General features: G+C 66.6%; 28 protein-coding genes. 10 read left to right on the top strand and 18 right to left on the bottom strand.

Going from position 1 to position 25,071, the window contains the following annotated elements:
- Positions 1-58 precede the first annotated feature (58 nt).
- The 6 genes from ACZYZF_RS17750 to ACZYZF_RS17725 all read right to left on the bottom strand — a co-directional run bounded on the left by ACZYZF_RS17750 (position 59) and on the right by ACZYZF_RS17725 (position 5,812).
- Positions 59-787, bottom strand: a complete 729-nt coding sequence (locus ACZYZF_RS17750; RefSeq protein ID WP_463746527.1) for an ABC transporter ATP-binding protein — start codon at positions 785-787, stop codon at positions 59-61.
- On the bottom strand, positions 763-1,644 hold the full coding sequence (locus tag ACZYZF_RS17745; protein WP_463746526.1) for an ABC transporter permease: 882 nt from the start codon (positions 1,642-1,644) through the stop codon (positions 763-765). The genes ACZYZF_RS17750 and ACZYZF_RS17745 overlap by 25 nt, the downstream gene beginning before the upstream one ends.
- Entirely contained in the window at positions 1,641-2,699 is a 1,059-nt protein-coding gene (locus ACZYZF_RS17740) for an ABC transporter substrate-binding protein (protein WP_463746525.1), read from the bottom strand. The genes ACZYZF_RS17745 and ACZYZF_RS17740 overlap by 4 nt, the downstream gene beginning before the upstream one ends.
- Positions 2,700-2,712: 13 nt before the next feature.
- Positions 2,713-4,068 carry an LLM class flavin-dependent oxidoreductase gene (locus tag ACZYZF_RS17735; RefSeq protein ID WP_463836361.1) on the bottom strand — a complete coding sequence of 452 codons (1,356 nt, stop codon included), beginning with the start codon at positions 4,066-4,068 and terminating at the stop codon, positions 2,713-2,715.
- Between the two features lie 109 nt (positions 4,069-4,177).
- Entirely contained in the window at positions 4,178-4,549 is a 372-nt protein-coding gene (locus ACZYZF_RS17730; RefSeq protein WP_463746523.1) for a hypothetical protein, read from the bottom strand.
- Between the two features lie 381 nt (positions 4,550-4,930).
- Positions 4,931-5,812, bottom strand: a complete 882-nt coding sequence (locus ACZYZF_RS17725; RefSeq protein WP_463746594.1) for an LLM class flavin-dependent oxidoreductase — start codon at positions 5,810-5,812, stop codon at positions 4,931-4,933.
- 51 nt (positions 5,813-5,863) lie between these two features.
- Here ACZYZF_RS17725 and ACZYZF_RS17720 point away from each other — a divergent pair, with 51 nt between their 5' ends.
- Entirely contained in the window at positions 5,864-6,277 is a 414-nt protein-coding gene (locus tag ACZYZF_RS17720; RefSeq protein WP_463836360.1) for a VOC family protein, read from the top strand.
- Between the two features lie 3 nt (positions 6,278-6,280).
- On the opposite strand, the gene ACZYZF_RS17715 is transcribed toward ACZYZF_RS17720, so the two are convergent.
- Complete coding sequence (locus ACZYZF_RS17715; protein WP_463836359.1) at positions 6,281-6,706, bottom strand: DoxX family protein; 426 nt, start codon at positions 6,704-6,706, stop codon at positions 6,281-6,283.
- A gap of 147 nt (positions 6,707-6,853) precedes the next feature.
- Between ACZYZF_RS17715 and ACZYZF_RS17710 the strand changes: the two genes are divergently transcribed.
- Genes ACZYZF_RS17710 through ACZYZF_RS17700 form a run of 3 tightly spaced genes read left to right on the top strand, consistent with a single transcriptional unit; the run spans position 6,854 to position 9,713 of the window.
- Positions 6,854-8,164 (top strand): sensor histidine kinase, encoded by a 1,311-nt coding sequence (locus ACZYZF_RS17710; protein ID WP_463836358.1) that lies wholly within the window; start codon positions 6,854-6,856, stop codon positions 8,162-8,164.
- Positions 8,152-8,796: a response regulator transcription factor gene (locus ACZYZF_RS17705; RefSeq protein WP_463746519.1), complete on the top strand. Its 645-nt coding sequence runs from the start codon at positions 8,152-8,154 to the stop codon at positions 8,794-8,796. The genes ACZYZF_RS17710 and ACZYZF_RS17705 overlap by 13 nt, the downstream gene beginning before the upstream one ends.
- Before the next feature lie 32 nt (positions 8,797-8,828).
- Positions 8,829-9,713, top strand: a complete 885-nt coding sequence (locus tag ACZYZF_RS17700; RefSeq protein ID WP_463746518.1) for a DUF4097 family beta strand repeat-containing protein — start codon at positions 8,829-8,831, stop codon at positions 9,711-9,713.
- Here the strand turns inward: ACZYZF_RS17700 and ACZYZF_RS17695 are convergent.
- Both ACZYZF_RS17695 and ACZYZF_RS17690 read right to left on the bottom strand, forming a co-directional pair.
- Positions 9,710-10,735, bottom strand: a complete 1,026-nt coding sequence (locus ACZYZF_RS17695) for a nitronate monooxygenase (RefSeq protein ID WP_463836357.1) — start codon at positions 10,733-10,735, stop codon at positions 9,710-9,712. The genes ACZYZF_RS17700 and ACZYZF_RS17695 overlap by 4 nt on opposite strands.
- Positions 10,735-11,259 carry a GNAT family N-acetyltransferase gene (locus ACZYZF_RS17690; RefSeq protein WP_463746516.1) on the bottom strand — a complete coding sequence of 175 codons (525 nt, stop codon included), beginning with the start codon at positions 11,257-11,259 and terminating at the stop codon, positions 10,735-10,737. Before ACZYZF_RS17690 ends, ACZYZF_RS17695 begins: the two co-directional genes overlap by 1 nt.
- A gap of 225 nt (positions 11,260-11,484) precedes the next feature.
- Between ACZYZF_RS17690 and ACZYZF_RS17685 the strand changes: the two genes are divergently transcribed.
- The 4 genes from ACZYZF_RS17685 to ACZYZF_RS17670 all read left to right on the top strand — a co-directional run bounded on the left by ACZYZF_RS17685 (position 11,485) and on the right by ACZYZF_RS17670 (position 14,078).
- Positions 11,485-11,787, top strand: a complete 303-nt coding sequence (locus ACZYZF_RS17685) for a type VII secretion target (protein WP_463746515.1) — start codon at positions 11,485-11,487, stop codon at positions 11,785-11,787.
- Entirely contained in the window at positions 11,784-13,097 is a 1,314-nt protein-coding gene (locus tag ACZYZF_RS17680) for a C2 family cysteine protease (RefSeq protein ID WP_463746514.1), read from the top strand. Before ACZYZF_RS17685 ends, ACZYZF_RS17680 begins: the two co-directional genes overlap by 4 nt.
- Complete coding sequence (locus ACZYZF_RS17675) at positions 13,097-13,606, top strand: hypothetical protein (protein WP_463746513.1); 510 nt, start codon at positions 13,097-13,099, stop codon at positions 13,604-13,606. Before ACZYZF_RS17680 ends, ACZYZF_RS17675 begins: the two co-directional genes overlap by 1 nt.
- Positions 13,607-13,694: 88 nt before the next feature.
- Positions 13,695-14,078 (top strand): VOC family protein, encoded by a 384-nt coding sequence (locus ACZYZF_RS17670; RefSeq protein ID WP_463746512.1) that lies wholly within the window; start codon positions 13,695-13,697, stop codon positions 14,076-14,078.
- Positions 14,079-14,084: 6 nt separating this feature from the next.
- Here ACZYZF_RS17670 and ACZYZF_RS17665 read toward each other — a convergent pair whose 3' ends face one another.
- Positions 14,085-14,555, bottom strand: a complete 471-nt coding sequence (locus ACZYZF_RS17665; protein WP_463746511.1) for an Rrf2 family transcriptional regulator — start codon at positions 14,553-14,555, stop codon at positions 14,085-14,087.
- Between the two features lie 71 nt (positions 14,556-14,626).
- Positions 14,627-15,223 carry a cysteine hydrolase family protein gene (locus ACZYZF_RS17660; RefSeq protein ID WP_463746510.1) on the bottom strand — a complete coding sequence of 199 codons (597 nt, stop codon included), beginning with the start codon at positions 15,221-15,223 and terminating at the stop codon, positions 14,627-14,629.
- A 43-nt stretch (positions 15,224-15,266) separates the two neighbouring features.
- Here ACZYZF_RS17660 and ACZYZF_RS17655 point away from each other — a divergent pair, with 43 nt between their 5' ends.
- Complete coding sequence (locus tag ACZYZF_RS17655; RefSeq protein ID WP_463746509.1) at positions 15,267-15,737, top strand: hypothetical protein; 471 nt, start codon at positions 15,267-15,269, stop codon at positions 15,735-15,737.
- 5 nt (positions 15,738-15,742) lie between these two features.
- On the opposite strand, the gene ACZYZF_RS17650 is transcribed toward ACZYZF_RS17655, so the two are convergent.
- The 4 genes from ACZYZF_RS17650 to ACZYZF_RS17635 all read right to left on the bottom strand — a co-directional run bounded on the left by ACZYZF_RS17650 (position 15,743) and on the right by ACZYZF_RS17635 (position 20,695).
- Positions 15,743-16,486, bottom strand: a complete 744-nt coding sequence (locus ACZYZF_RS17650; RefSeq protein ID WP_463746508.1) for a 3'(2'),5'-bisphosphate nucleotidase CysQ — start codon at positions 16,484-16,486, stop codon at positions 15,743-15,745.
- Entirely contained in the window at positions 16,483-18,327 is a 1,845-nt protein-coding gene (gene cysC, locus ACZYZF_RS17645) for an adenylyl-sulfate kinase (protein WP_463746507.1), read from the bottom strand. Before cysC ends, ACZYZF_RS17650 begins: the two co-directional genes overlap by 4 nt.
- Position 18,328: 1 nt before the next feature.
- Positions 18,329-19,267 carry a sulfate adenylyltransferase subunit CysD gene (gene cysD, locus ACZYZF_RS17640; RefSeq protein WP_463746506.1) on the bottom strand — a complete coding sequence of 313 codons (939 nt, stop codon included), beginning with the start codon at positions 19,265-19,267 and terminating at the stop codon, positions 18,329-18,331.
- Between the two features lie 93 nt (positions 19,268-19,360).
- On the bottom strand, positions 19,361-20,695 hold the full coding sequence (locus ACZYZF_RS17635; RefSeq protein WP_463836374.1) for an MFS transporter: 1,335 nt from the start codon (positions 20,693-20,695) through the stop codon (positions 19,361-19,363).
- 83 nt (positions 20,696-20,778) lie between these two features.
- Between ACZYZF_RS17635 and ACZYZF_RS17630 the strand changes: the two genes are divergently transcribed.
- A complete protein-coding gene (locus ACZYZF_RS17630; protein ID WP_463836356.1) occupies positions 20,779-21,192 on the top strand; it encodes a PaaI family thioesterase in 414 nt (137 codons plus the stop codon).
- Positions 21,193-21,203: 11 nt separating this feature from the next.
- Here ACZYZF_RS17630 and ACZYZF_RS17625 read toward each other — a convergent pair whose 3' ends face one another.
- From ACZYZF_RS17625 to ACZYZF_RS17615, 3 genes are all read right to left on the bottom strand, one after another.
- Positions 21,204-21,695, bottom strand: a complete 492-nt coding sequence (locus tag ACZYZF_RS17625) for a beta-class carbonic anhydrase (protein WP_463746504.1) — start codon at positions 21,693-21,695, stop codon at positions 21,204-21,206.
- A 122-nt stretch (positions 21,696-21,817) separates the two neighbouring features.
- Entirely contained in the window at positions 21,818-23,761 is a 1,944-nt protein-coding gene (locus ACZYZF_RS17620; RefSeq protein WP_463836355.1) for an ArnT family glycosyltransferase, read from the bottom strand.
- Complete coding sequence (locus ACZYZF_RS17615; RefSeq protein WP_463746502.1) at positions 23,758-25,044, bottom strand: bifunctional glycosyltransferase family 2/GtrA family protein; 1,287 nt, start codon at positions 25,042-25,044, stop codon at positions 23,758-23,760. Before ACZYZF_RS17615 ends, ACZYZF_RS17620 begins: the two co-directional genes overlap by 4 nt.
- Positions 25,045-25,071: the final 27 nt, after the last annotated feature.

The raw sequence follows: 25,071 nt of genomic DNA, 5'->3' as shown, positions 1-25,071 counted from the left end.
CCGCCTCACATCAGTGGTGATCCGTTTACAGCGGGTCACCACTGATCTGTTTCGGCTCCTACCCCACTCCGAGTGCGGTGAGCAGTGCCTCGCGATGTGCGACAAACTCGGGGTTGCGGTAGGTGCGGGCGTCGGGCGTCTGAAAATCGAGATCGCGATCGACGACAAAGGATCCGCCGTCGAGCACGAGCACGCGGTCGGCCAGGGTCACGGCCTCGTCGACATCGTGGGTCACCAGCAGCACCCCGGGTTCGTACTTCGCGCACAGCTCTTTGAGCAGATGGTGCATGCGAACCCGGGTGAGGGCGTCGAGAGCGCCGAAGGGCTCGTCGGCCAACAGCAGCGCGGGATTGCGCACCAGTGACCGGGCCAGTGCCACGCGTTGCTGCTCACCACCGGACAGCTCGTACGGCCAGGCCTGCTCGCGCCCGGCCAAGCCGACATCGGCGAGCACCGAACTCGCCCGGTGTCTGATCTCGTGGCCCGACAAACCGAGCGCGACGTTGTCGAGCACCCGCGACCACGGCAGCAGCCGGGAATCCTGGAACACCACCGACACGTCGCGGGCGACGAACAGGTCCCCGGCGCCGGCAACGCCGTGGTCGAGGCCGGCCAGTGCACGCAGCAGCGTGCTCTTACCGGAGCCGCTGCGTCCCAGCAGGGCCACGAATTCACCCTTACGGATCGTCAGGTCAACAGCATCGAGAATCGTTGTGCCGCCGAATGATCGGCTCAGTTGCCGGACAACGGCAACTTCTTCGGTCAGGTTCCCAGTGCGCGCCGCCACGACAAGGCTCTCCTTTCGACGGCCCGAACCGCATAATCCCCGGTGAGCCCGAACACCGCGTAGACCAACAGTCCGACCACCACAACGTCCAGCTGCCCGTACAGCCGGGCCTGGGTCATCAGATAGCCGATGCCACTGGTCGCATTGACCTGTTCGACGACCACGAGCGCGGTCCACGAGATGGTGACCGCGAGCCGCAGTCCGGTGAAGAACCCGGGCAGCGCCCCCGGGATCGCCACCTTGCGGATGAACTGACTGCGCGACAGCCCAACGGTTTCGGCCAATTCCACGTGACGCAGGTCGACGCCCTTGAGCTGGGCGGTGGTGTTGATGTAGACGGGGATCAACACACTGGTGGCGATGATGATGATCTTCATGGTGTCACCGATGCCGAACCAGATGATCGCCAGCGGGATGATGGCCAGGGTCGGCACCGCCCGTTTGACCTGGACCGGCCCGTCGACGATGGCCTCCCCGATCCGGCTGAGCCCGGAGATCAGCGAAAGTGCCAAGCCGAGTGTCACTCCGATGGCCAGCGAGATCGACGCCAGTTTCAGGGAAGCCAGGATGTTCGCCGGCAACCGGCCGTCCGACCACATCTCGCCGGCGGTGCGCAGGATGTCCAGCGGCGGCGGCAGGGTGCGAGGATCAAGGATGCCGAGTTGCGAGGTGGCGATCCAGATCGCCAGCAGCAGTAGCGGTCCGATCGCCAGCGACGCGGGGATCGCCCGACCTGGCCCCAACCGGCGCCGCCGCTGCGTTCCCGATCGGTGCTCCAGGTGCGGATAGTCATGGCGCTCGGCCGCATTCGGCTCTGACCTCACCGTCGAACCGGGGGCCGCCTGGACGGTGGTCACTGGTTGCCCGCCGTCGTCGCGTTGAGATGGGCGAAGCGGGAATCGAATTCGTCCTTGGCGTGCAGCTCTTTCCCGGGAAACGCGCCGGCTTGCTGGAGCAGGTCGATGGTCTCCTGCTGGGTGTTGATCAGCCCATCGGTGAATCCCGGCACCGAGGAGCGTCCGTCGGCTGCCGCGATGGCCTTGGCATCCTCCGGACTGACCTTCTGATCCTTGATCAGGTACTCGTCGATCCAGGTCTGCTTGTTGTCGTTGAGCCACTGCTCGGCGCGGTACCACGCGATGACGAACTCGCGGATGGCCGCGGCGCGGGCCGGATCGGACAGTGCTTCCCGGCTGGCGTACACGTAGTACAGACCGGGATAGGCGCCGGGAGCATTGGGGATTTCGATGCTCCCCTCCCCCTTGGTGGAGGCGAGGTAGCGGACGCGGTCCGGTTGCTTGAGCACCGCGGCATTGACCTGGTCGGCACGCAGGCCGTCGGCGAACTCGGCCAGGCCCAGATTGATCGGCTGCACGTCCTTGATGCTCAGGCCGACTGACTTCAGATTGCGCAGCACGACCGCCTGCTGCGCCGTGCCCTCGTTGATCGCGATCTTCTTGCCGGCCAGGTCTTTCAGCGATGCGATGCCAGAACCCGGTGAAGTCGCCAACACCAGCCCGTTCCCGTCGTACTTCACCGCTCCGACGATCGGCACCCCAGCGTCCGAATACTGCGCGAGGATAGGCGGCACGTCGCCGACCCGACCCAATTGCGCATTGCCGGAACGGATTGCCTCCAGGCGCAGCGGCCCGCTGCTGAAGTTGGCGTAGGTGACATCGGCGCCGAGCCGGTCCTGCTCACCCGAGAGTTTGAACAGTGTCTTGAGCCGGTTCGCGTCGTCAGCCACCACCAGGCTGGTGCCCTTCGGAACCGCCACCGGAATCGGTGCGTCGGCCGACAGGCCGCCGGCACCCGAAGCACCGGATCCGGACGACTGGCAGGCGGCTACCACGCTCGCGACGAGGCCGGCGGCCAGAATCACCCGAGTCACGCGGGTCAAGGGATTACGCATGTCGGATTCCTTGTCAGCTCGCCGCCGACACGGCCGCATCCGTGTCGGTACTGAATCGGTTGGCGGGCCGGTCCAAACCGAGGTGATCACGGAGTGTGGTGCCGGTGTATTCCTCGCGGAAGATGCCGCGGCGCTGCAACTCTGGGACCACATGGTCGACGAAATCGGCCAGTGACGACGGCAACGCGGGAGGGATGAGGTTGAATCCGTCGGCCGCACCGGTGGCGAACCATTCCTCGATGGTGTCGGCAACCTGCTCGGGTGTGCCGGCGAACAGCCGGTGCCCGCGTCCACTGCTGAGCCGCAGCAGCAGTTCACGGACGGTGAGGTTCTCGGTTTCGACCAGACGCTTCACCAGCGCGAGCCGGCTCTTGATGAACGTGTCGCCCGGGTCCTCGGACGGGAAGCTCAGTTTCCGTTCGAGATCGTCCTTGGTCACCGCGAAGCCGACGATGGCGCTGAGTTGATCCAGCCCGTAATCAGGCACGGTGAGATCCTCGAAATCGCGCTGACGCTGGTGCGCCTCGGCTTCGGTGCTGCCGATGATCGCCGACAAGCCGGGCAGGACGTGCACCTGGTCGGGGTTGCGACCATGGCGGCGGACGCGCGCCTTGACATCTCGGTAGAAGTCGCGGGCCTCTTCCAGCGTGGGCTGTGCGGTGAAGATGGCCTCGGCGTACCTGGCGGCGAGATCCTTACCGGGCTCGGATGATCCGGCCTGGAACAGCACCGGGTGCCCCTGCGGAGAGCGCGGCACTTCCAGCGGCCCGGCCACGTCGAAGTATGCCCCGGAATGGTTGATGGCATGGATCTTGGCCGGATCCACGAAGCGCGGCGCCACCTTGTCGCCGACGATCGCGTCGTCTTCCCAGCTGTCCCACAACTTCAACGCAACCTGAAGAAACTCGTCGGCACGCCGGTACCGCTCCGCGGGGTCCGGGTGACTCGGCACCCCGAAGTTGGCCGCGGCTGACGCGTTCGCCGTCGTCACGACGTTCCAGCCGGCCCGGCCCCGGCTCACATGGTCCAGCGTGGCAAACCGCCGCGCCAGGCCGTACGGGTCGTTGTAGGTGGTGGACGCCGTCGCAATCAGCCCGACACGCGTGGTGGCCCCGGCGAGCGCGGCGACCAGGGTGACCGGGTCCAGGGCGTCGAACGGGCGGAACTCGGTCTGGTCCTTGAGCACTGGATGGTCGGCGAAGAAAACCGCGTCGAGTTTTCCGCGTTCGGCGATGCGGGCCAGTTCGATGTAGTGGGCGATGTCGGTGATGCCCGCCAGATCGGTCTCGGGAAGGCGCCAGGCCGCTTCGTGCTGGCCGATATTGCGCAGAAATGCGTTGAGGTGCAACTGCCGTACGGGCGCAGCCATGGCGACGAGCTCCTTTGGTCTTCCGAACCGGGCTGCGTCTATTTCAGGGGGCGGGCTGCGCTGCGAGAACAGTTAGGATCAGCGAAATTTCAGCTAACCCCGCCGCACATCAGCCCAGGCCGGTCCACTTCTTCAGAACCTTGCCCGGGAAGCCGCCCCACTTCTCGGCCGTCTTACCGGGGAAGGTCGCCCACTTCTCGGCCGTCTTGCCGGGGAAACCGCCCCACTTTTCAGCCGTGTCACCGGGGAACTTCGTCCATTTGTCGACGATGGGGCTCTCCGGCAGGTCGACCCCGCCGGTGAGCGCACTCTTGGCGGCGTCGGTGACGGCATCGGTGACCGAAGAGGACACGCGATCACACGGCGAGCACCCGACGGTGCTGTTGCCCTTGGAGTCGGCCGAAGCCGGTGCGGACAGCGTCACGGCGGCACCGACGGCCCCCGCTGCCAAGGCCGTGGCGATCAAGCTCTTCTGGATCATGAGTTCCCCAACTGTCGTATCCGCCGCCGCCCGACGGCGACGCCAATTTGACACGCTAGTCCCAGAACCCCGCGAACGCCGCGCCATGCCAGGCGCCCGAGATGGTTTGCTGTAGCTGACCGAACCCCGGGAGCCCGTCAGCTGCGGCCCGTCACACCCCGGCACGCGGGCCACCGAAATCGAACAGCAGGTAACCGACAGGTGAACTACTGCTGGGCAAGCGTATTCACCATGTATTTCCCGAAGTTTCAGGGTGGCGCCCACAGCACTCCTCTTGCCGGCAGCACCGGGAAGCTCCATGCACTTTCGAGACCCAGACCACGTGGCACGCTTCCGAATGATCTTGCTCACGGTTTGCTGAAACAGCCGCGACGGAAGAACTCAGGCGAAGGCTTTGGCCACCTCGGCCACCCGGCGCAGCTGGTCGATATCGGAACTGGTCGGGATCAGGTGCACCTCGTCGGTGCCGATGCCCTCGAACTTGCCGAGCACCTCGATCAGTTCCTCTTCGGTACCGGCCCACCCGGTCATGGGAGCCATGGCGTCGACGTACTCGGCCGGGATCCAGTTCATGTACCGGCGCAGGTGCCGGTGCACCTGGGCGCGGGCCTCCTCGGGCTTACCGATCGCGAACCAGAACGAGGTGGCCAGGTGCGGCTTGGGTTTACCGGCCGCCGCCCACGCGGTCCGGGCGACGTCGAACAACTCGGCCTGGCGAGCCAGATCCAGATCCAGTGTTGTGCCGGCCACGCCGTCCGCCCAGACCGCGGCATCCCGGATGGTCTTGGGCCCGATGGAGCCGATCTGCAGGGGTGGCCCACCGCTCTGAACCGGTGGCGGCCCGACCGGGAGCACCGATTCGGTCACCTTCTCCCCGGCCCACACCCGCTTCATCACCGCGACCCGCTCGGCCATGCCCCGCCGGGTCTGGGACTCCGGGTCAGCGCCGACCGCGTGATAGTCCTCGTGACGGCCGCCGACACCGATGCCCACGGTCAACCGCCCGCCGCTGAGCAGATCGCCGGTGGCCAGGCCTTTGGCCAGCATCACCGGATCGTGCAGCTGCGGCACCACCACCGTGGTGACCAGCCGCACCCGGTCGGTCCACGCCGCCAATGCGCCCAGCAGCGTCAGGCTGTCGGGATTGTCGAAGGCGATGCGCTCACCCCAGCACAGCGACGAGAACGGGCCTTCGTCGATGACACGCGCCCAGGAACGCAGCGTCGTCGCATCCAACTGAGGTTCCATGACCGGCATCGTCATACCCACGCGCACGCACGGATTCTGTCACGTCCGGGTGGCAGCATGAACCCCATGGCCATCACCACGTCCTCGGTCGCACATGTGCGGCTCACAGTCACCGATATCGAAAGGTCCCGGCAGTTCTATGAGAGCGTTTTCGGCTGGCCGGTCCTCATCGAGCTGCCCCAGGACGCCGACGTCGCCGCCCGAGCTCGGCTGAGTTTTCTGTCCGGCGGGGTGATCTACGACGCCGGAGCAACGCTGATCGGCCTGCGCCCGGTAGGGCGCGATGCGTTCGACGAGAATCGAACGGGGCTGGACCATCTGGCCTTCCGGCTGAGGAGCCTCGCGGAACTGAACGATGCCGCGCTGCACCTCGATGATCTGGCTATCGCGCACGAACCCGTCAAGGACATCGGCCCCTCCTACATCCTGGAGTTCCGCGACCCGGACAACATCGCGTTGGAGCTCACCGCACCCAAGTAGGCTTCAGCGCCGCAGCCCGGCGACCCTGAGCAACTCGGGGCGTCGGAGCACCAGTCCGATCCACATCAGCACGCCGAGGTAGACCGCGAACAGCGTGTGGCTGAACAACGGTGCCTCGACCCGCATGTTGGCGGTGACCGCGCCGCCGAGGTAGGCCGTGATGCCAAGCGCGCCCAGCACCGCCGTGCGCGGGACGGCATAGACAATGACGCACGCCGCCAGGACGATTCCCATCACGAGAGCTTGTCCACTGGGAAAACCGAGAGCAGCAGTTCCGTCCTTGACCTGCTGGGGAAGTGTGAACTTGCCGAATGCGTCGAACACGAGAAAGGCGCCGACGAGCCCGCTGATCCCTATTCCGATCTTCCGGCTCAGCGACTTGTCGGCAGGGCCTTGGGCATGGGTGTCGGGAGTAGACAGAACGGCCATGGTTTGCTCCTCGGGTCTCAGGGGTGACAGCGGGTAGACCGGACCACCCGGCCAAACTCATCGCCGGAGAACAGGGGTGGTTATCCCCCAGCAGGCTCTGGGGAAAACGCTGTGTCGCCGGGCCGCACAACTTCGTAGGTTGGAGGCATGGTCGCAATCAGCGAAACCGCCCTGCCCGCACCTGTCCCGTCCGCGTCCGGGCCCGTTTCGAAATCGCGCAACATCGGTGTCGTGCCGACCGCGTCGATGATCACCGGTGCCGCCGTCGCGCTCGTCTGGTTCTGGATTCCGTTGTCCATCATGGTCATCGGGGTCTCATCGATTCCGTCGGTGATCGGATTCCTGCTCGCCGGGGTGGTGTTCATCTACCTGATGCGCGGGGTGGAACGGCTCGAGCGGACCCGCAGTGAAGCCGTGTTCGGTTTCGGAATCGGTATCCCACCCCGCCGACTCTCACCGCATACGGGCTTCCAGGGCTGGGCGCATCAGCTGTGGCTGGACGTCAGCAGTACCCGATTCTGGAAGGGCGTCTGCCACCACTACCTGCGGATGACCTATGACATGCTCGCCACCGGCCTCGCCTTCGCTCTGCTGTCCTTCGCCTTCCTGGGCCCGGCCGCCGCCGACGCCATCCGCCACAGCGACAACGATGCCGGTCTGGTTTTCCTCTCCCCACCGATCGCGTGGCTGCTGGCGATCGTCGCCGTCATCGCCGCGGTAGCCATCCTGGTGCTCGCCCCGGCCGTGGATGCCGCGATCGACCGATGGCTGCTGTCGCCGTCACCCACCGCGGCCCTGGAATATCAGGTGAACGCGCTGGCCGATGCCCGGCAAGGTGCGGTGTCCTCGGCACAGACCGAAAGGCACCGCATCGAGCGGGACCTGCACGACAGCGTGCAGCCCCGCCTGGTGTCCCTGGCCATGACGATCGGCCTGGCGCAGACAAAGCTGGATTCGGACCCGCCCGCCGCCAAGGCGCTGATCGCCGAGGCTCACGACGACGCCAAGGCCGCACTCGTCGAACTGCGCAACGTGGTGCGCGGCATCGCGCCGACGATCCTGTCGGACCGAGGTCTGGACGCAGCACTGTCCTCGGTGGTGCAACGTGCCGAAACCTCTGGGGTACCAACCACATTGCACATCGATCTGCCCCGAAGGCTGCCCGATGAAGTCGAATCGGTCGCCTACTTCGTGGTGGCCGAGGCGTTGACCAACATCGCCAAACACGCCAACGCATCGGCGGCGGTGGTCACCGTGCGCCTCGATGACAGCGCCAACGTGCTGCACGTGTCGGTGTTCGACGACGGTCAAGGCGGCGCCGTCGTCGACGCCGGCGAAAATGCCACCGGCCTGCGCGGACTGGACGAACGCGTACGTGCCGCCGGCGGATCCTTCGCGGTGTCCAGTCCCACCACGGGTCCGACGATCGTGACGGCGGTGCTGCCATGCGCATCGTGATCGCCGAGGACTCGGCGCTGCTGCGGGCCGGTATCGAGCGGATCCTGGCCGACGCCGGGCACGAGGTGGTGGCCGGGGTGCCCGACGCCACCAACCTGCTGCGACTCGTCAACGAATACCACCCCGACCTGGCCATCCTCGATGTCCGGATGCCGCCGACGTTCACCGACGAGGGTATCCGGGCTGCGGCCCTGCTGCGCAGCCAGAATCCCGAGTCGCCTGTGCTGGTGCTCTCGCACTACGTCGAGGAGCGTTACGCGGCCGATCTGATCGCTTCGGACACAAGAGGATTCGGGTACCTGCTGAAGGACCGGGTTGCCGACGTACCGGCATTTCTCGACGCCGTCGAGGTGGTGGGTGGCGGCGGCACGGTGCTCGATCCAGAGGTGGTGTCACAAATCCTGGTCCGTTCGGCCCGACACAGTGTCCTGGACCAGCTGACGCCGCGCGAGCGCGACGTCCTGCAACTCATGGCAGAGGGCAGGACGAACTCGGCGATTGCCGCCGCATTGCACATCTCGGTCGGCTCGGCCGAGAAACACATCGCCTCGATCTTCACGAAATTCGACCTCGCTCCCGACGAGAGCGAGAACCGCCGCGTGCTCGCGGTGCTGCGTTACCTCGAGACCTAGACCGAACATCCCCACCGGGAAGGACTTTCATCGTGACCACCATCGCTCCTCCGCCACCGGTCAACCCGCCGCCTCAGCTGACCCCCGGCGGACGCACCGCCTTCCGTCTCGCCCTCATCGCCGCAGCGGCGCTGCTCGTGGCCGGTTCGGTGGCATCGCTGGGTGTCGCGGCGTGGGCCGTGAGCACCGTCCGCGTCGTCACCGATCACGAGGCCCTACCGGGCACGATGCGATCACTCGTGATCGACACCGCTCGAATCCCCTTCGCGATCCGGATCATTGCGGACCGCGAAACCCGGGACGCCGCCGCGGACCTGCGCCTGGTGAACACCACCCACAGTGGTGCACACCGGCTCGAGGTCACCACCGACGGCGACGAGACCCGGATCGCGGTAGTGGGCAACCCTTCCCGTGTCCTGGAATGGGCCCGGGGCGGCGAGATCACGGTCGCCGTACCGCCCGAGCAGGCCCGCCGGCTGACGGTGCGCACCGAGCAGGAGATCGGCGCGGTGATCGCACAGGCGGACCTGGACCAGTTGATCGCCCGCACCACCGACGGTCCGATCATCCTGCGGGGTGCTGCCCGCCGCGTCGAAGCCCACACTGTGAACGGTGAGATCTTCTCCCGCTCCCCTATCGCGGTCACCGAACAGTTCAACGCCACCACGTCTGACGGTGACATCGCCGTCGACTTCGGCGACGCGGCACCGCGGCAGGTCGAGGCGGTGAGCCGCACCGGTGATGTGACGATCGGTCTGCCCGGGCGGGGGCCGTATCTGGTGCATGCCCAGTCCGGGTCCTCGACCCAGGTGCGTGTGCCCGAGACGACCGTCCCCGATACTGCAGTCGCCGAGGTCACGGTGCGCTCCGATGACGGCGACGTGGTCGTCGAGGATGTCGGCCTCGGAGAACGCTAGCGGTCCGGGGTCAACCCTTCGATGATCTCGGCCACCGAACCCGAACGGGCCTGGCGCCACCCGGTTCCCGCCCACACATTGGTGGCCTGTGGATCGCCGGCGGCTACCGAGGCCTTGCGCACCGGGCTGGTCAGGTAATGGATCTCGGGGTAACCCAACGGGGCCTGCCCATCGTGCTCGGTGATGAACCGGTTGCGCAATCCGCGAGCATAGCGACCGGAAAAGGCGCGCGTCACAACGGTTTCAGTGAAATCGGGACTCTGCAGGGCAGCCCGGTGTACGGGGCTAGTACCGGATTCATCGGCCAGCAGGAACGCCGTGCCGAGTTGGGCCGCCACCGCGCCGGCTGCCAGAACGCCCGCAACGTCGCCGGCGCCGATCAGCCCGCCCGCGGCCGCGACCGGAATGTCCACCGCCGCCAGCACCTCGGCGAGCAAATGGTCCAGTGGTTGCGATGCGGGCGAGGCGCCCGGATCGAACGTGCCGCGGTGTCCACCGGCTGCGGGCCCCTGGACGGCGAGGGCATCGACCCCGCGGCTCACCGCCAGCCAGGCTTCGTCCAGCGTCGTCACGGTGCCTACGGTGCTGATCCCGGCGCTGCGCAACCGGGCGATCTCGGTCTCGCCCGGCAGGCCGAAGGTGAACGAGACCACCTGGGGCCGTAGATCGAATACCGCGTCCAACTTGGCGGCCCACGCGTCGTCGTCGTACCTCGGCTCACCGAGTGCCACCCCGTAGCGCCGCGCCTCTCCTGCCAATTCCCCGGCGTACGCCTGGATCTGCTCGGAGGTACCCGCACTGGGCTGGGGCGCGAACAGATTCACCCCGAGCGGTTCGGACGTCAAACCGCGTGCCGCCGTGACCCTCTCGGCGAGCGCGTCGGCCGTCAGATAACCGGCCGCCAGGAACCCGAGCCCGCCGGCGTTGCTGCTGGCTGCGGCCAATTCCGGCGTCGAGGGTCCGCCGGCCATCGGCGCCACGATCACCGGACGTCGCAGCCCGCGAATATCGAATGTGCCCATCACCGCACCGCCTTTCCGAACAACAGGACGTCCTGAGGTTCATCACTGATATTCGGGAACATCGCGTACCGCGCGAGCCTTCCCTCCAGTGACAGACCGCACCGGCGCAGTACGCCGGCCGAACCCGCATTGTCGACATGACAGTAGGCCGCGACCCGGTACACCTTCGGATCCAGATGTACGTCGGCCAGCATCAACAAAACCGCTTCCGACATCAGACCGCGTCCCCACCACTGCCGGGCCAGGCAGTAACCGAGTTCCGCCGAGTACGGCTGCGGGCGTCGCCGAGCACACAGCCCGGCCACCTCGCCGTCGACTTCGATCAACCAGGTCTGCTCGTCACCGACGTTGAACAACGTCGTGATGACACGGCGAGTCTCGGCCACCCCCGAATGCGGGCGCCAGGACAGATACTTCGTCACCTCGGGATCGGAGGCGATCCGGGTGTACAGCGCTTCGGCGTCCTCGACGACCGGTGGCCGCAGCCGCACCTGTGGCCCGGCCAGGATCTGGGTGTTGGGCATGGCTCCATCCTGCACCGTTGCCGGGGCGCGCGGACAATGCGGCACCTCGCGCCGTCGCAAGTCCACTTCACCGGTGACGCGCCTTGTCGCATGACAATCCCCTCAAATCCTCAGCGGAGCAGAACAATTGCCCCCACGCCATCACGGTCTACCCGAGAAGGCGGCCGTCCCGGGTGCCGACAATCGGTGCGCTGCGCGGGCACAGCATCGACTTAAGATGGGAACGTGGGGTTGACGCTTGGGGTAGATCCGACCGCGTTGCACGCGGCAGCCAGCGATATCCGTCAGGTGGGAGCTGACATTCCCGAACTCACGGTCAGCTCGGCGCTGGGTAACACGGGCGCCGCGCTGTCCACACTGGCCACCGGTGAAGCATGTCAGCGGGCGGCAACGGTGCTCGAATCGGCCTGTCAGCGCTTGTCAGGCGGCCTAACCGAGTTGTCTACAAAGCTGCGCACCGCGGCCCAGATGTACACCGACGCCGACGCTCAATCGGGTGCTGCGCTGAAAAAGACGATGAATCGGTGACGGTCACCGTTTCCGCGGTCCAGAACTCACGTCCTGAGCAGTTGGCTGAAGCCGCACAACACGCGGCGCAGTCGGCGACTCGGGTCGACCAGCAGGTTGCGACGCTTCGCGCGAGTCTCGCCCGATTGACGGCAGGCTGGCGCGGTGACGCTTACGGAGCGGCTTCCGCCACTACCGAAAGGCGTATCGCCGAGCACGAGAAAATGGCCGGGACCCTGCGTCGTATGGAGTCGGTGCTTGCCGGCGGAGGCAATCAGCTGACCACCACGCGCACCAACGTGGTGACGCTCGTCGACCAGCTCAAGAGCCAGGGTTGGCAGGTGGCGGATGACGGGACGGTGTCCATCCGCCCTGGCAGCGCTCTGGAACAGTTCGCGAAACTCAACCCGGTCAACGCGATACGACTCCAGACGCTCGCTGCTGACGCCTCAGTCCGGATGAAGACCATGCTCGCCGAGTTCGACACTCAAGATCGCGTGCTGGCCAAGGCGATCCATGCAGCAAGTTCCGATGTCAGCGGTCCATCCGATGTCGGTGGTCCGGGCGATGACGGCGGTGATCCGGCGAAGCGCAAATGGACAGACAAGGACCTGTTTCCTCACGACCCGACGGCCGCCGATATCCAGCAGGACCAAATCGGTGACTGCTATCTCGATTCGACGTTGGGCGCTGTCGCCAACGCCAATCCCCAGAAGATCAAGGATCGCATCAAATACGACGACGGCACGGGCAATTTCGACGTGACGCTGTGGGACGGCCACGAGTGGAAACACATCACAGTCACGCAGGACGACATCAACACCAACATCGACAAGCACGGTGCCAGCCGACTCGACAACGGCGATCCCAACGCTCCGCTGTGGCCGGCTGTCATGGAGTCGGCATACGCGAAGCTCAAGGCACCAGGGTCCAACATGAACGACGCGCTCAACACGATCGGCAAAGGCGGTCAGACCAAGGACGCCCTGGAAGCTGTGACAGGCAACCGGGGCGACACCTTGGTTCCCGCAGATGCCTGGCGCACCGGGGACCACATCGACTCCAGGATCACCGAGGCACTGGCCAATCATCAGCCGGTCACCCTGTCCACCAGCTCCGACGCTGGGCCGTTGGTGCACAATCACGCATATATCGTCGAGAGCATCAGCGGCACCGGAAACAATGCCACGGTGACCCTGCGGAACCCATGGGAATCCAATCCGAACGGAGGAGGACCGCTGATCACCATCCCGATGAGCGTCTTGATGGGATCTGGTACCCCGAGGTGGGGCGACCACCCCGTCAGCGGCATCAACATAGGCAACATGTGATGAGGGCACCGATGTTCGTGTGGATCTTGGTCGTGCTGATCGTCGCCGCCTTCGCGGGCGGCGGCTATGTCTTCTACCAGTACCGAGTCGCGCAGAAGTCGGAGCTTGCTGACATCCCGCCCTACATGATGACCCAGCAGTCGTATCCGATCGATTCGTTGCCGGCGGCCGCGCGCACGTCGGCCGAGGACGCGCTACGGACATTCGTCGCCGGCGTCGAGCCTGGCTTCGCCATCGTGGGAGAGCGGTTCTTCGCGGCAAAGGGACATGTCATAGGAGATGCACTGCGGCACAGCGTAAACGACCACCTAAGCGAGGTATCGAATTACCAGCTGGACGGTCAGGGCGACAGCTCGAACTTCTACATGGTGTGGCGGCGCGACAACCAACTACAGCGCTGGTTCTCCGATCACCGGATCGTGGCGGCCGTGCTGGACGCGCCAGTCGAGTCAGGCGCCACCGACGGGCAAATCTTCGTCTACGGGTACTTCGAGTTGGCGCCGCGCTGAGCTCTGCGAGCGGATCCGACGGTGCATCCGGCGGAAGTTGTGTCGCACCGTTGCCGGGGCGACCCGTCCAACGGTTTACTGGACTGATATGGCAATCACCTTCAACCACACCATCGTCGCCGCCAAGGATCGGCAGGTCTCGGCCGAGTTCTTCACCGAGTTGTTCGGCCTGCCCGGCCCCCAAGAATTCGGTCCGTTTCTCGCCGTGACTCTCAATCACGGCGTCAGTCTTGATTACGCCCAGGTGGGTCCTGACGAGGAAGTCCGGCCGCAGCACTACGCATTCCTGGTGTCCGAGGACGAGTTCGACTCGATCTACGGCAAGATCCGCGACCGCGCCATGCAGCACTGGGCCGATCCGCACGGTCAGCATCCGGGCGAGATCAACCACAACGACGGCGGCCGTGGGGTCTACTTCCAGGATCCGTCGGGGCATTACCTGGAGATCATCACCCGACCGTACGGCGGCTGACCGGCTTCAGCGATGGCCGCGCTCGTGTTCCTGATCGCGGTAGTCGTTGGCCAGCGTGTCCACGTGGCCAGGCAGCGACCCGGCCGCCACATCGGCCAGGCTGGTCTCCTCCAGGACCGAACGCATGCTGGCCCGCAGCGCACGCCAGACGTCGGTCAGCGCCGCCGTCGGGCCGGAGTACGGCAGATCGCCCAGACCGATGTCGCGCACGCTGGCCAGCGGTCCGTCGATGCAACGCAGCACGTCGGCGATGCTGATCTCGCCGGCCGGCCGCGCCAGTTCGTAACCGCCATCGCGGCCTCGGTGGCTGCGGACCAGGCGGTCCGTACGCAACACGGTGAGAATGTCGACGAGGAACTGCGCCGGGATGCCCTGCGCCTTGGCCAGGTCATCGGTTTTGACCAGCTCACCATCATCGACCGTCGCGAGCTGAACCATGGCTCGGACGGCATACTCCGCCTTCGCCGACATCCGCATGCTCAGGATTGTGCCAGTTCAGTCATCGCGCACCGATGTGGGAAGCGGGAGCCCCGGCCGCGTCGTCACGCCTAATCCTGGATACCTGCGGCATCCGGGACGACGATGGCGAACAAATCCGACATCGCGGCCAGGCTCGCCGTCTGCATGACCGCAGCCGGAACCGGTGCGCTGTCCGGGCCGGCGAGCGTGCGGGTGGCGGTCGCAGCGGCCACCACGGTCGGGGCGTAGCCGAGATTGAAGGCGCCACGTGCGGTGGAGTTGACGCACATGTGCGTCATGAATCCGGCCAGCAGCAGGTTCGAGGCCCCCAGGCCCTTCAACCGGTTGTCGAGATCGGTCTGCACGAACGAGTTGGGGAACTGCTTGACCACCACGGGTTCTCCCTCGCGTGGGGCCACCGCTGCGACGATCGCGCCGCTTTCCCCCTCGATGTCATACAGCGAGCCGGGGCCGTCGGAGTGCTGGATGTGGATGATCGGGATGCCCGCACTGCGGGCCCGGTCGAGGAGTTGGGCCGTCTGCTCGAGTGCGGCCTGCACTCCTTCGAGCTCCATGATCCCCTGGGTGTAAGTGTTCTGGCAGTCGATCAGGACCAGGGTGGAATCGGCGAGACGGGCCGGTGCGGCGGGGAGGCTGGCCAGTTCGCGCAGCGTGGGGCGGCTCATTTCGATGAGCCTAGTGATGGGCGGCCGTGGTTAGGCTGCATTGGTGGGACTAGCGGACTGGTCGAGCGGCAAGGTCAGACTCGTGATGCTGGCAGCGGCGGCACCGATCATGCTGGCCATGGTCGTGTCGAAGTATCACGAAGAGACTGTCCGCAGGGAAGATCCGAGTGCCGACTGCATCCACGCGGATCAGGCGGCGCAACAGTTGGCATTCATCCTGCCGGCTGCCGGCCACAAGGGGTTGCCCTGGCACGCCGCCGATGCGGCCCGCGAGGATGCCCTTGCGACTGACGCGGTCGCCGCCATCCGCGATGAGGCCGCAGCCATCGAGGATTGGTCGTTGCGCGGCAGCGTGACGAGACTGGCCGACCATGCCGAAAAGCTCAGGGCCAGTTACCCGCGCGAATTGCAGGCCACGCTGACCGCGCTGCACGAACTCCAGGACGCCTGCCCGAACGTCGCCAGCGGCCCTCCGCCTTCGGACATTTCACCGATACCGCCGGCAATGCCATAGCGCGGTCACCCCGCCGTGACGGCCAGTACCCGCTCAGCCAGCTCCGGCCGGCACACGATTAGGTCGGGCAGCGTCGGATCGGCCGAGTTGTAGACCAACGGCGAGCCGTCGATCCGCGAGGTATGCAGGCCGGCCGCACGGGCCACCGCGACGGGCGCAGCCGAATCCCACTCGTACTGACCGCCGGCATGCACATACACATCGGCGACACCGCGGACCACCGCAGCGACTTTGGCTCCGGCCGAACCCATTTCGACCAGCGTCCCGTCGAGGGCCTCGCGCACGGCCAGTGCCACCGCGGGCGGCCGGGTGCGGGACACCACGACCCGCGGCGCGCCGTCGAACGGACGCGGTGCGGCCACCTCGGGCGTGGACAGCGTGGTGTTCTGGGCCGGCAACGCGACCGCCCCGGCCACGAGTTCGCCCGCACTCCACAGGGCCACGTGCACGGCCCAATCGTCACGGCCGAGTTCGGAGAACTCCCTGGTGCCGTCGAGCGGGTCGACGATCCATACTCGGTCGGCACTCAGTCGGGTGGGGTCGGCCCGCTCATCGGCCGTGGCCTCCTCGGACAGTACCGAGTCACCGGGAACCAACCTGGCCAACTCGGCCATCAGGAAATCGTGGGACTGCTTGTCCCCGGCTGCCTTTCGCTCGGCAGCCGAGGCATCGGCGAAGTCGGCACGGACGTCGAGCAGCAGATCCCCGGCCCGGGTGGCCAACCGGGCGGCCAACTCATGATCGTTCACGAACGTGATTCCAGCAGCTCGATCACCTGTTGTGCCAGCTCGTCGGTACTGAGGTCCGGAGTGAGCCGCAGATCCGGGTTCTTCGGCCGCTGATACGGGCTGTCGATACCGGTGAAGTGGGTGATCTCACCGGCACGCGCCTTGGCGTACAGGCCCTTGGGGTCGCGGCGTTCGCAGTCCTCCAGCGGGGTGTCGCAGAACACCTCGTAGAAGTCCAGCCCGGCATCGGTGGTCACCTGCCGGGCCAGCGCGCGATGCTCTTCGAGCGGGCTGATCGCGGGGACCAGCACAACCTGTCCGGAGTCGGCCAGAATGGCCGCGATGTGAGCCAGCCGGCGCTGGTTCTCGGCCCGATCAGCCATCGAGAAACCCAGGTCCGCGTTCAGCCCGTGGCGCAGGTTGTCCCCATCCAGAACGTATGCCGGAACACCCTTTTCGAGCAGCTTCTGCTCGACGAGAACCGCCACCGAGGACTTGCCCGAGCCGGACAGTCCGGTGAACCACACGGTGCGGCCCTTCGACAGCCGATCCTCGGCGGTGCACAGCGACTCGTGCCGAACTGTGTTGGGGCTCGCGATGTCATGGCGGGTCTCACGCAACACCATGCCGGCGCCCACGGTGCCGTTGGTGGTGGGATCGATCAGGATGAACGATCCGGTGGCGGCATTGCGGCTGTATTCGTCGAGCAGCAGCGGTGCCTGGGTGCGCAGCGAGACACGGCCCAGCTCATTGAGTTTGAGCGCAGTCGCGGACTTGTCCCGGTGCAGGGTGTTGACATCCAGCCGGTAGTCCAGTCCGGTCACCTTGGCCCTGGTGGTGCGGGTGGTGTGCTTGACCAGGTATTCGCGGCCGGGCTCCAGTGACGATGCGTCGGCCATCCAGCACACCGTGGCGTCGAACTCCTGGGTGACCCGGGGCTGGTTGTTGGGCCGGGCGATCATGTCGCCGCGGGAGATATCGATATCGTCGGACAGGCTGATCGACACCGCCATCGGCGGGAAGGCCTCGTCGACCACGCCGCTCGGGCCGTCGATCTGGGTGATGCGCGTGGGCTTTCCGGCCGGCAGCACGATCACGTCGTCCCCGGGACGCAGCACACCGCTGGCCACCGTACCGGCGTAGCTGCGGTGATCGGCGTGCTCGTGGGTCTGCGGCCGGATGACGTACTGCACCGGGAAACGTACGTCGACGAGGTTGCGGTCACCCGCGATGTAGACGTCTTCGAGGTGACTCAGCAGCGACGGGCCCTCGTACCAGGGCGTCACATCGGATTTGGTCACCACGTTGTCGCCCTTGAGCGCCGACAGCGGGATGGTCGTCACGTCGTGCACGTCCAACCGGGCGGCGAACGCATGGAACTCGTCGCGGATCGCCTCGAAACGTTCCTGGTCCCAGTCGATCAGGTCCATCTTGTTCACGGCCAGCACGATGTGCTGGATGCCCAGCAGCGACGCCAGGAACGCGTGGCGGCGCGACTGCTCGAGCAGTCCGTGGCGGGCGTCGACCAGCACGATCACCAGCTGTGCGGTGGACGCTCCGGTCACCATGTTGCGGGTGTACTGGATGTGCCCCGGGGTGTCGGCGATGATGAATTTCCGCTTGGCCGTGGCGAAGTAGCGGTAGGCGACATCGATCGTGATGCCCTGTTCCCGCTCGGCGCGCAGGCCGTCGGTGACCAGTGCCAGATCGGTGTAATCGTGGCCGCGTTCCTTGGAGGTGCGCTCGACGGCGGCCAGCTGATCCTCCATGACCGCCTTGGAGTCGAACAACAGCCGACCGATCAGGGTGGACTTGCCGTCGTCGACGGAACCCGCGGTGGCGATGCGAAGAAGCGTTGCCATGTCAGAAATACCCCTCGCGCTTGCGATCTTCCATTCCGGCCTCGGAGATGCGGTCATCGGCGCGGGTGGCGCCACGCTCGGTGAGCCGGGACACCGCAGTTTCGGCGATGACCTCCGAAACCGTTGCGGCCGTGGACTCCACACATCCGGTGCAGGTGACGTCACCGACGGTGCGGAACCGCACGGTCTTCTCGATCACCGGTTCGTCCTTGCGGGGCTGCAGGTACTTGTGCACCGCGAGCAGCATGCCGTCGCGCTCGAACACCTTGCGCTGGTGTGCGTAGTAGATGGACGGCAGCTTGATCTTCTCGGCGCCGATGTAGGACCAGATGTCGAACTCGGTCCAGTTGGAGATCGGGAAGGCACGGATGTGCTCGCCCTTGTGGTGCCGCCCGTTGTATAGGTTCCACAGCTCGGGGCGCTGCACCTTGGGGTCCCACTGGCCGAACTCGTCGCGGAAGGAGAACACGCGCTCCTTGGCGCGGGCCTTCTCCTCGTCGCGCCGGGCACCGCCGAAGGCGGCGTCGAACTTGTTCTCCCGGATACCGCGCAGCAGCGTGACGGTCTGGATCGGGTTGCGCGACGGGATGGTCTCCACCACGCGACCGGCATCGATGTCGTCCTGCACCTTGGCGACGACCAGGCGCGCGCCGTAGTGCTCGACGAGCTCGTCGCGGGCCTCGTAGACCTCGTCGAAGTTGTGACCCGTGTCGACGTGCATGACCGGGAACGGCAACCTGCCCGGCGCGAACGCCTTGACTGCCAGGTGCAGCATGACGATCGAGTCTTTGCCGCCGGAGAACAGCAGCACGGGCTTCTCGAACTCCGCGGCAACCTCGCGGATGATGTGGATGGCCTCGGCCTCCAGCGACCGGAGGTGGCTCAGCTCGTAGTTGCCGGCCCGTCCGGATTGTTGATCGGTTTTCTGTGCGGCGGTCATCACTTCCCCATTAAGTTGGTAGGAATGGCCAGAATTGCAAGCATGGCCAGGAATCTAGCTGCCCGGTCCCCGCGGTGTCAATGGCGTGCACTGTCACACCCGGTGCCCGCTGACGTGGGCGCCTGCCTGCCGTGGCAGTCGCACGGTCTCGACGATTGTCAGCGCCAGCAACGCACCCAGGATCAGATAGGTCAGCGAATACGAGCTCCATTGGCTGAGCAGCAGCGCCGCCACCGCGATGCCGAGCCCGGCCGCCAACTCCTGCACCGAGGCATTGAGGGTGTTGGCATGCGTCAGGTGTTCCCCGTCGACGTCGGAGAACGCCAGGCTGTTGTAGGCGGTGAAGCCGATCGACCGCAGCGCCCCGCTCAGATAGAGGACGACAGCCATCACGACGACCGGCAGCCCCGGCCGCAACGCGGCCAGCAGGCCGAAACAGGCGACCGACGCCAACCCGTTGACCAGGAGTACGGTCCGGATACCGAACCGACGCATCAACGGTGTGGTCAGCGGCTTGATGGTCAGGTTCCCGGCGAACAGCGCGGCCACCATGACGCCGGCGGCCAGCGGCGTCCAGCCGAACTCCAGCTGGAACTGCAGCGGCAGCAGAAACGGCACCGCGGTGATCACGAGCCGGTACAGCGATCCCGCTGCCACCGTGATCCGCAGCGTATGTACCCGCAGCACCCGCAACTGCATCAGCGGGGACGACGCGGTGAGCAGTCGCCACACCGCGCCGGCCAGCAGCAGGACCGCCGCGGCACCGCACCCGGTGACCAGCCCCCAATCGGTCCCCGAGACCCGGATGTGCTCCAGCGCGACGAGGGCCGCAGCAATCCCCGAGCCGAGGGCCAGCAGGCCCGGCCAATCCAGCCGCCGGACCGTGGACTGTGCCTCGCCGTGGACGAGTTTGATCGCGAGAACGATTCCGATCACGCCGATCGGAATGTTGACCGCGAAGATCCACCGCCAGCTGCCCAGGGTCGCGATCGCCCCGCCCAGCACCGGAGCCAGCACCGGTGCGGTCAGGGCCGGCCAGGTAAGTAGCGCGATGGCCCGGACGAGGTCGGACTTGCCACTGTGCCGCAACACCGCCAGCCGGCCGACCGGCACCATCATGGCGCCGCCGGTGCCCTGCAGGATCCGCATCAGCACCAGCATCGGCAGCGACGTGCTCACGGCACACCCGAGGGAGGCCAGCGTGAACACCGCGATCGCCCCGATGAACACCCGCCGGATTCCGAACCTGTCGGCCAACCATCCACTCGCCGGGATCAGTACCGCCACGGTCACCAGATAGGCCGAGATCGCCACGTTGACGTCGATGGCCTCGACGCCGAACGACGCGGCGATCAGCGGGATGGCCGGCGCGATGACCGTGGCATCCAAGATTTCCATGAACAGCGCGCCGGCCACCAGCAGCGCCATACTCCTCGGGAACCGCGGATTCACGGGGCGGTTACCCCACAGGTAATTGAGACACTGACCACCCGCGGCACACACTGGCGGCCATGAGTATCCAGACCGGCCCCGAGGTCATGGCGCAGTTCCTGCCGCGGTCGCCGTTCGTGGCCAAGCTCGGCATCGTCGCCGAAACGCTCGAGAGCCCCGAGGTCCGGCTGCGGTTGCCGTGGGATCCGTCGAACATCACGATCGCCGACATGGTGCATGGAGGTGCGATCGCCGCATTGGCCGACGTGACGGTGATGGCCGCGGCCTGGGCACGGGCCGAGGTTCCGGATTCGCTTCGCGGAGTGACGGTCTCGATGACGATCAACTATCTGGCACCGGCCCGGGCCACCGATCTGATCGCCCTCGGGCGCGTGCTGCGTCAGGGTAGGTCCCTGGTGAACTGTGACGTCGATATCGCCACTCCTGACGGCGAGGCGGTGGCGAAAGCCATCGCAACGTACAAGGTGGGGTGAGCGGGCACCCGCTACAGGGTCACCTCGTCGAGCTTGCCGGTGGCGACGTCGAAGATGAAGCCGCGCAACGATTCGTGCTTCGTGACGAACGGACTGGCCTCGATGCGACGCAACGACTGACGCACGTCCTCGGCCAGGTCGACGAAGGACTCGGCGGCCCAGTTCGGCTTGATACCGGTCTCGTCCTGGATCTGCTGTTTGAACCCGTCATCGGTGAAGGTGAGCATGCCGCAATCGGTGTGATGGATCAGGATGATCTCCCTGGTGCCGAGCAGCCGTTGGCTGATGGCCAGCGACCGGATCTCGTCGTCGGTGACGACGCCGCCCGCATTGCGGATCACGTGCGCCTCACCGTCACCCAGGCCGAGGATCCGGTAGACGTCCAGCCTGGCATCCATGCACGCGACCACCGCGACGTGCTTGCTGGGCGGCAGCGGCAACGGCCCCGAGAAGGTCGTGGCATAGACCTCGTTGTTGGCCAGGTACTGGTCGGTGACAGACATGAATCGACGCTAACCCCGAGCCGCGACCAGGGCCAGAGGAAGAATCAGGCTGAGCCGATGGATACCCCGAGGCGGCGGCCGTCCTGCCGGGGGGATGTGGACGGCCGCCGCGGTCTGGGGGGTCAGGCGAGCGGTGCCGCCAGGTCGTACACCGGGACGTCGCCGACCACGCTCTTGGAGAAGTGCTGCCTCACCCAGGTGGTGATTTCTCCTGCGCTCCCGCTCGGATCGCGAGGCGGTCCGGGTGGGCCGCCCCGACTGCCCTCGGACCGATCGAGGAAGTAGCGGACCTGGCCGTCGGCGACGTACCGCTGGAACTGCGCGAGCGTGGGCGAGTTGTCACTGCCGGTGAACCCGCCGATCGCCATCAACGACTCGCCGGTCTTGAGCTCAAGATCGCTGACTTGCATCGAGCCCACGCTGGCTGCGGCCCAGCGACCATCGGTACCAGCGATCAACTCGGCCAGTGCCGGGTCGTCGGCCCGCCCGAAGCCGGGAGGCCCTCCTGGACCTCCCGGCCCACCGAAGCCCATGTCCCGGTTGGGGCCCGAGGTCGCCATGGGCCCACCGCCGTGGACCTTGGCCACGGTCTCGATGGTGTAGGCGCCGGTCGCGGCGAGCCCGAAGACCATGGCCGCCAGCGCCACCACGACAGGCAACTTGCCCGGACGGTGGGCAGTGATCGCCAGGACGACGGCCGTCAGCACCGAGCCGACCAACACGATCCAGCGCAGCGCCGGTAGCCAGTCGGGCGTCCGGTTCAGCAGCACGAACGCCCACACCCCGGTCCCGGCCAGCATGACCGCCAGCGCCGCACGAGCCGCGAATCGTGCACGAACCCGCCATAATTCGACGACGGAGATGCCCACCAGCGCGGCGACCGCGGGCGCCAGCGCCACGGTGTAATAGGGGTGGATGATGCCGTCCATGAAGCTGAACACCACCGCGGTGACCAGCGCCCAGCCGCCCCACATCAGCAGACCCGCCCGCAGGCCGGCCGTCCGCGCGGTGCGCCTGGTCAGCCACAGTGCAGCCACCAGTCCGAGCAGCGCGGCGGGCAACAGCCACGACGCCTCGGTGCCCATGGACATCCCGAACATCCGGCCGATGCCGGGGTCACCGCCGAACATCAGGTTGGGACGCCCGCCGGGGCCGTGCCCGAAACCGGGTCCACCCGGTCCCGGACCGGTGCCGGGCCCTGAGCCCTCCCGGCCCAGGATGCGTTGCAACCCGTTGTAGCCGAATGCCAGTTGCAGCAGGCTGTTGTCGGTCGATCCGGCGATGTAGGGCCGCGAATCCGCCGGCCACAGTGCCACCATCGCGATGTACCAGCCCGACGAGACGATCATCGTTGCCGCACCGATCAGCAGAGTGCCCAACCGTTTCCACACGCCGGCCACGGGCGCGGCGACGAGGAACATCAGGGCCAACCCCGGCACCACCAGGAAGGCCTGCAGCATCTTGGTCAGGAAGGCAAAACCGAGCGCACACCCCGCCAACGCCACCCACCCCGCGCTGGCCCGCGCCGACACCGGACCGACCGCACGGACCATGAAGTACGCCGCCAGCACCAACAACAGGACCAACAGTGCATCGGGATTGTTGTAGCGGAACATCGAGGCCGCCACCGGTGTCAGCGCCAGCGCCGTCCCGGCGATCAGGCCGGCGCCGGGTCCGCTGGTGCGCCGCACGGTGGCATAGAGCAGCGCCACCGCACCGACACCCATCAACGCCTGCGGCAGCAGCATGGTGAACTCGTTGAAGCCGAACAGCCTGCCCGACAACCCCATTGCCCACATTGCGGCCGGCGGTTTGTCCACGGTGATGGCGTTGCCGGCATCCAGCGACCCGAACAGCCAGGCCTTCCAGGACTGGGTACCGGCCTGGGCCGCCGCGGCGTAGTAGCTGTTCGCCCACCCCGAAGACCCGAGCCCCCAGAGGTAGAGCACCGCTGTGCCGGCCAACAGAGCCCAGTAGGACGGCCGAACCCAGCGCGGGGCCAGGGCCTTCGGTGATTCCGCGATCTGCGCCGCGGCCTCGGGTGGCACGTCAACGGTGGTCGTCATAGTTCTACCCCTCGATTCGGTGCAGCGGCCTGCCCCGTCCGCGAGGGATGGAATACCCACCCCCGCAACAGGACGAAGCGCACCGCGGTGGCCAACAGGTTGGCCGCCACCAATACGGCAAGCTCGACACCGCGGTGCGGCACGGGCGCCACGATGTGCAAGAGTCCCAACGATCCGCTCGTGATGGTCAGCGCGACCCCGAACACCGTCAGACCCTCAAGGTGATGGCGGGTAACGTTGCCCGCCCCGGCGATCCCGAAGGTGAATCGACGGTTGGCAGCGGTGTTTCCGACCGCGGTCACCAGCAGCGCGATCAGGTTGGCGGCCTGCGCACCGACCCCGGCCCGCAGGGCGGTGAACAGCAGCAGGTAGGCCAGCGTGGAGACCACGCCGACCGCGCCGAAGCGCACTGCCTGGCGCAGCAATGACCCGGGGGCAGCCGATTTCCGCGACGATCCGAGCTGTGCGGCGATCGTGTTCACCGGAATCGACCCGTTGGCGAAGCCGCGCAGCAGCCGGCCGATGCCCTTGAGGTCGGCGGTGGCGGTGGCGAGAATGTCCACTCGGCTGTCCGGATCGTCCACCCAGTCGACCGGAACCTCGTGGATGCGCAGGCCGCTGCGTTCCGCGAGCACCAACAGCTCGGTGTCGAAAAACCAACCGGTATCGGCCACATGTGGCAACAACTGGCGGGCAACGTCGGCCCGAATTGCCTTGAAACCGCACTGCGCATCCGAGAACCTCGCCGCCAGAGTCGATTTCAGGATCAGGTTGTAGCAGCGCGAGATGAACTCACGCTTGGCACCGCGGACCACCCGTGAGCCGCGGCCCAGCCGGGTGCCGATGGCCAGGTCGGAGTGGCCGGAGATCAGTGGTGCCACCAACGGCGCAAGCGCGGCCAGGTCGGTGGACAGGTCGACGTCCATGTAGGCGAGCACCGGCGCGTCCGAGGTCGACCACACCGCGCGCAGTGCGCGTCCGCGCCCCTTCTCCTCCAGCCGGACCACCCGCACACCGTCGAGCTCGGCGGCCAGCTCGGCTGCGATGCGCGGGGTTTCGTCGACGCTGGCGTTGTCTGCGATGGTGATGCGGACCGGCACCGCGAAGTTCTCGGCGAGATACCGGTGCAGCCGGCGCACCGAATAGGCGAGCGCGGCCTGCTCGTTGTACACCGGCACGACGACGTCGAGCACCGGCACTCCGGCCTCCCGGGCGGCGAGGCTGGCGTTCGGCCGCGACGCGAAACGAAAACGCTGCTCGGGTTCTTCGACCAAAGTTGTCATGAGTTCATCGTTCTCCGCAGGCTTGTG

This window comes from Mycobacterium sp. IDUB_24, from assembly GCF_055419385.1.
The sequence above is the reverse complement of the archived record's forward strand: the minus strand, read 5'-3'. Positions and strand labels throughout refer to the sequence as shown.

What these genes read in the sequence shown, in the direction of transcription:
- ACZYZF_RS17710 (WP_463836358.1), top strand. Translation starts at nt 6,854, where the DNA reads ATGGTCGCAATCAGCGAAACCGCCCTGCCCGCACCTGTCCCGTCCGCG.
- ACZYZF_RS17670 (WP_463746512.1), top strand. Translation starts at nt 13,695, where the DNA reads ATGGCAATCACCTTCAACCACACCATCGTCGCCGCCAAGGATCGGCAG.
- ACZYZF_RS17720 (WP_463836360.1), top strand. Translation starts at nt 5,864, where the DNA reads ATGGCCATCACCACGTCCTCGGTCGCACATGTGCGGCTCACAGTCACC.
- ACZYZF_RS17740 (WP_463746525.1), bottom strand. Translation starts at nt 2,699, where the DNA reads ATGCGTAATCCCTTGACCCGCGTGACTCGGGTGATTCTGGCCGCCGGC.
- ACZYZF_RS17665 (WP_463746511.1), bottom strand. Translation starts at nt 14,555, where the DNA reads ATGCGGATGTCGGCGAAGGCGGAGTATGCCGTCCGAGCCATGGTTCAG.
- ACZYZF_RS17675 (WP_463746513.1), top strand. Translation starts at nt 13,097, where the DNA reads ATGAGGGCACCGATGTTCGTGTGGATCTTGGTCGTGCTGATCGTCGCC.
- ACZYZF_RS17635 (WP_463836374.1), bottom strand. Translation starts at nt 20,695, where the DNA reads ATGGCGCTGCTGGTGGCCGGCGCGCTGTTCATGGAAATCTTGGATGCC.
- ACZYZF_RS17695 (WP_463836357.1), bottom strand. Translation starts at nt 10,735, where the DNA reads ATGGGCACATTCGATATTCGCGGGCTGCGACGTCCGGTGATCGTGGCG.
- ACZYZF_RS17630 (WP_463836356.1), top strand. Translation starts at nt 20,779, where the DNA reads ATGAGTATCCAGACCGGCCCCGAGGTCATGGCGCAGTTCCTGCCGCGG.
- ACZYZF_RS17690 (WP_463746516.1), bottom strand. Translation starts at nt 11,259, where the DNA reads ATGCCCAACACCCAGATCCTGGCCGGGCCACAGGTGCGGCTGCGGCCA.
- ACZYZF_RS17705 (WP_463746519.1), top strand. Translation starts at nt 8,152, where the DNA reads ATGCGCATCGTGATCGCCGAGGACTCGGCGCTGCTGCGGGCCGGTATC.
- ACZYZF_RS17660 (WP_463746510.1), bottom strand. Translation starts at nt 15,223, where the DNA reads ATGAGCCGCCCCACGCTGCGCGAACTGGCCAGCCTCCCCGCCGCACCG.
- ACZYZF_RS17730 (WP_463746523.1), bottom strand. Translation starts at nt 4,549, where the DNA reads ATGATCCAGAAGAGCTTGATCGCCACGGCCTTGGCAGCGGGGGCCGTC.
- ACZYZF_RS17620 (WP_463836355.1), bottom strand. Translation starts at nt 23,761, where the DNA reads ATGACGACCACCGTTGACGTGCCACCCGAGGCCGCGGCGCAGATCGCG.
- ACZYZF_RS17725 (WP_463746594.1), bottom strand. Translation starts at nt 5,812, where the DNA reads ATGACGATGCCGGTCATGGAACCTCAGTTGGATGCGACGACGCTGCGT.
- ACZYZF_RS17715 (WP_463836359.1), bottom strand. Translation starts at nt 6,706, where the DNA reads ATGGCCGTTCTGTCTACTCCCGACACCCATGCCCAAGGCCCTGCCGAC.
- ACZYZF_RS17625 (WP_463746504.1), bottom strand. Translation starts at nt 21,695, where the DNA reads ATGTCTGTCACCGACCAGTACCTGGCCAACAACGAGGTCTATGCCACG.
- cysC (WP_463746507.1), bottom strand. Translation starts at nt 18,327, where the DNA reads ATGGCAACGCTTCTTCGCATCGCCACCGCGGGTTCCGTCGACGACGGC.
- ACZYZF_RS17735 (WP_463836361.1), bottom strand. Translation starts at nt 4,068, where the DNA reads ATGGCTGCGCCCGTACGGCAGTTGCACCTCAACGCATTTCTGCGCAAT.
- ACZYZF_RS17615 (WP_463746502.1), bottom strand. Translation starts at nt 25,044, where the DNA reads ATGACAACTTTGGTCGAAGAACCCGAGCAGCGTTTTCGTTTCGCGTCG.
- cysD (WP_463746506.1), bottom strand. Translation starts at nt 19,267, where the DNA reads ATGACCGCCGCACAGAAAACCGATCAACAATCCGGACGGGCCGGCAAC.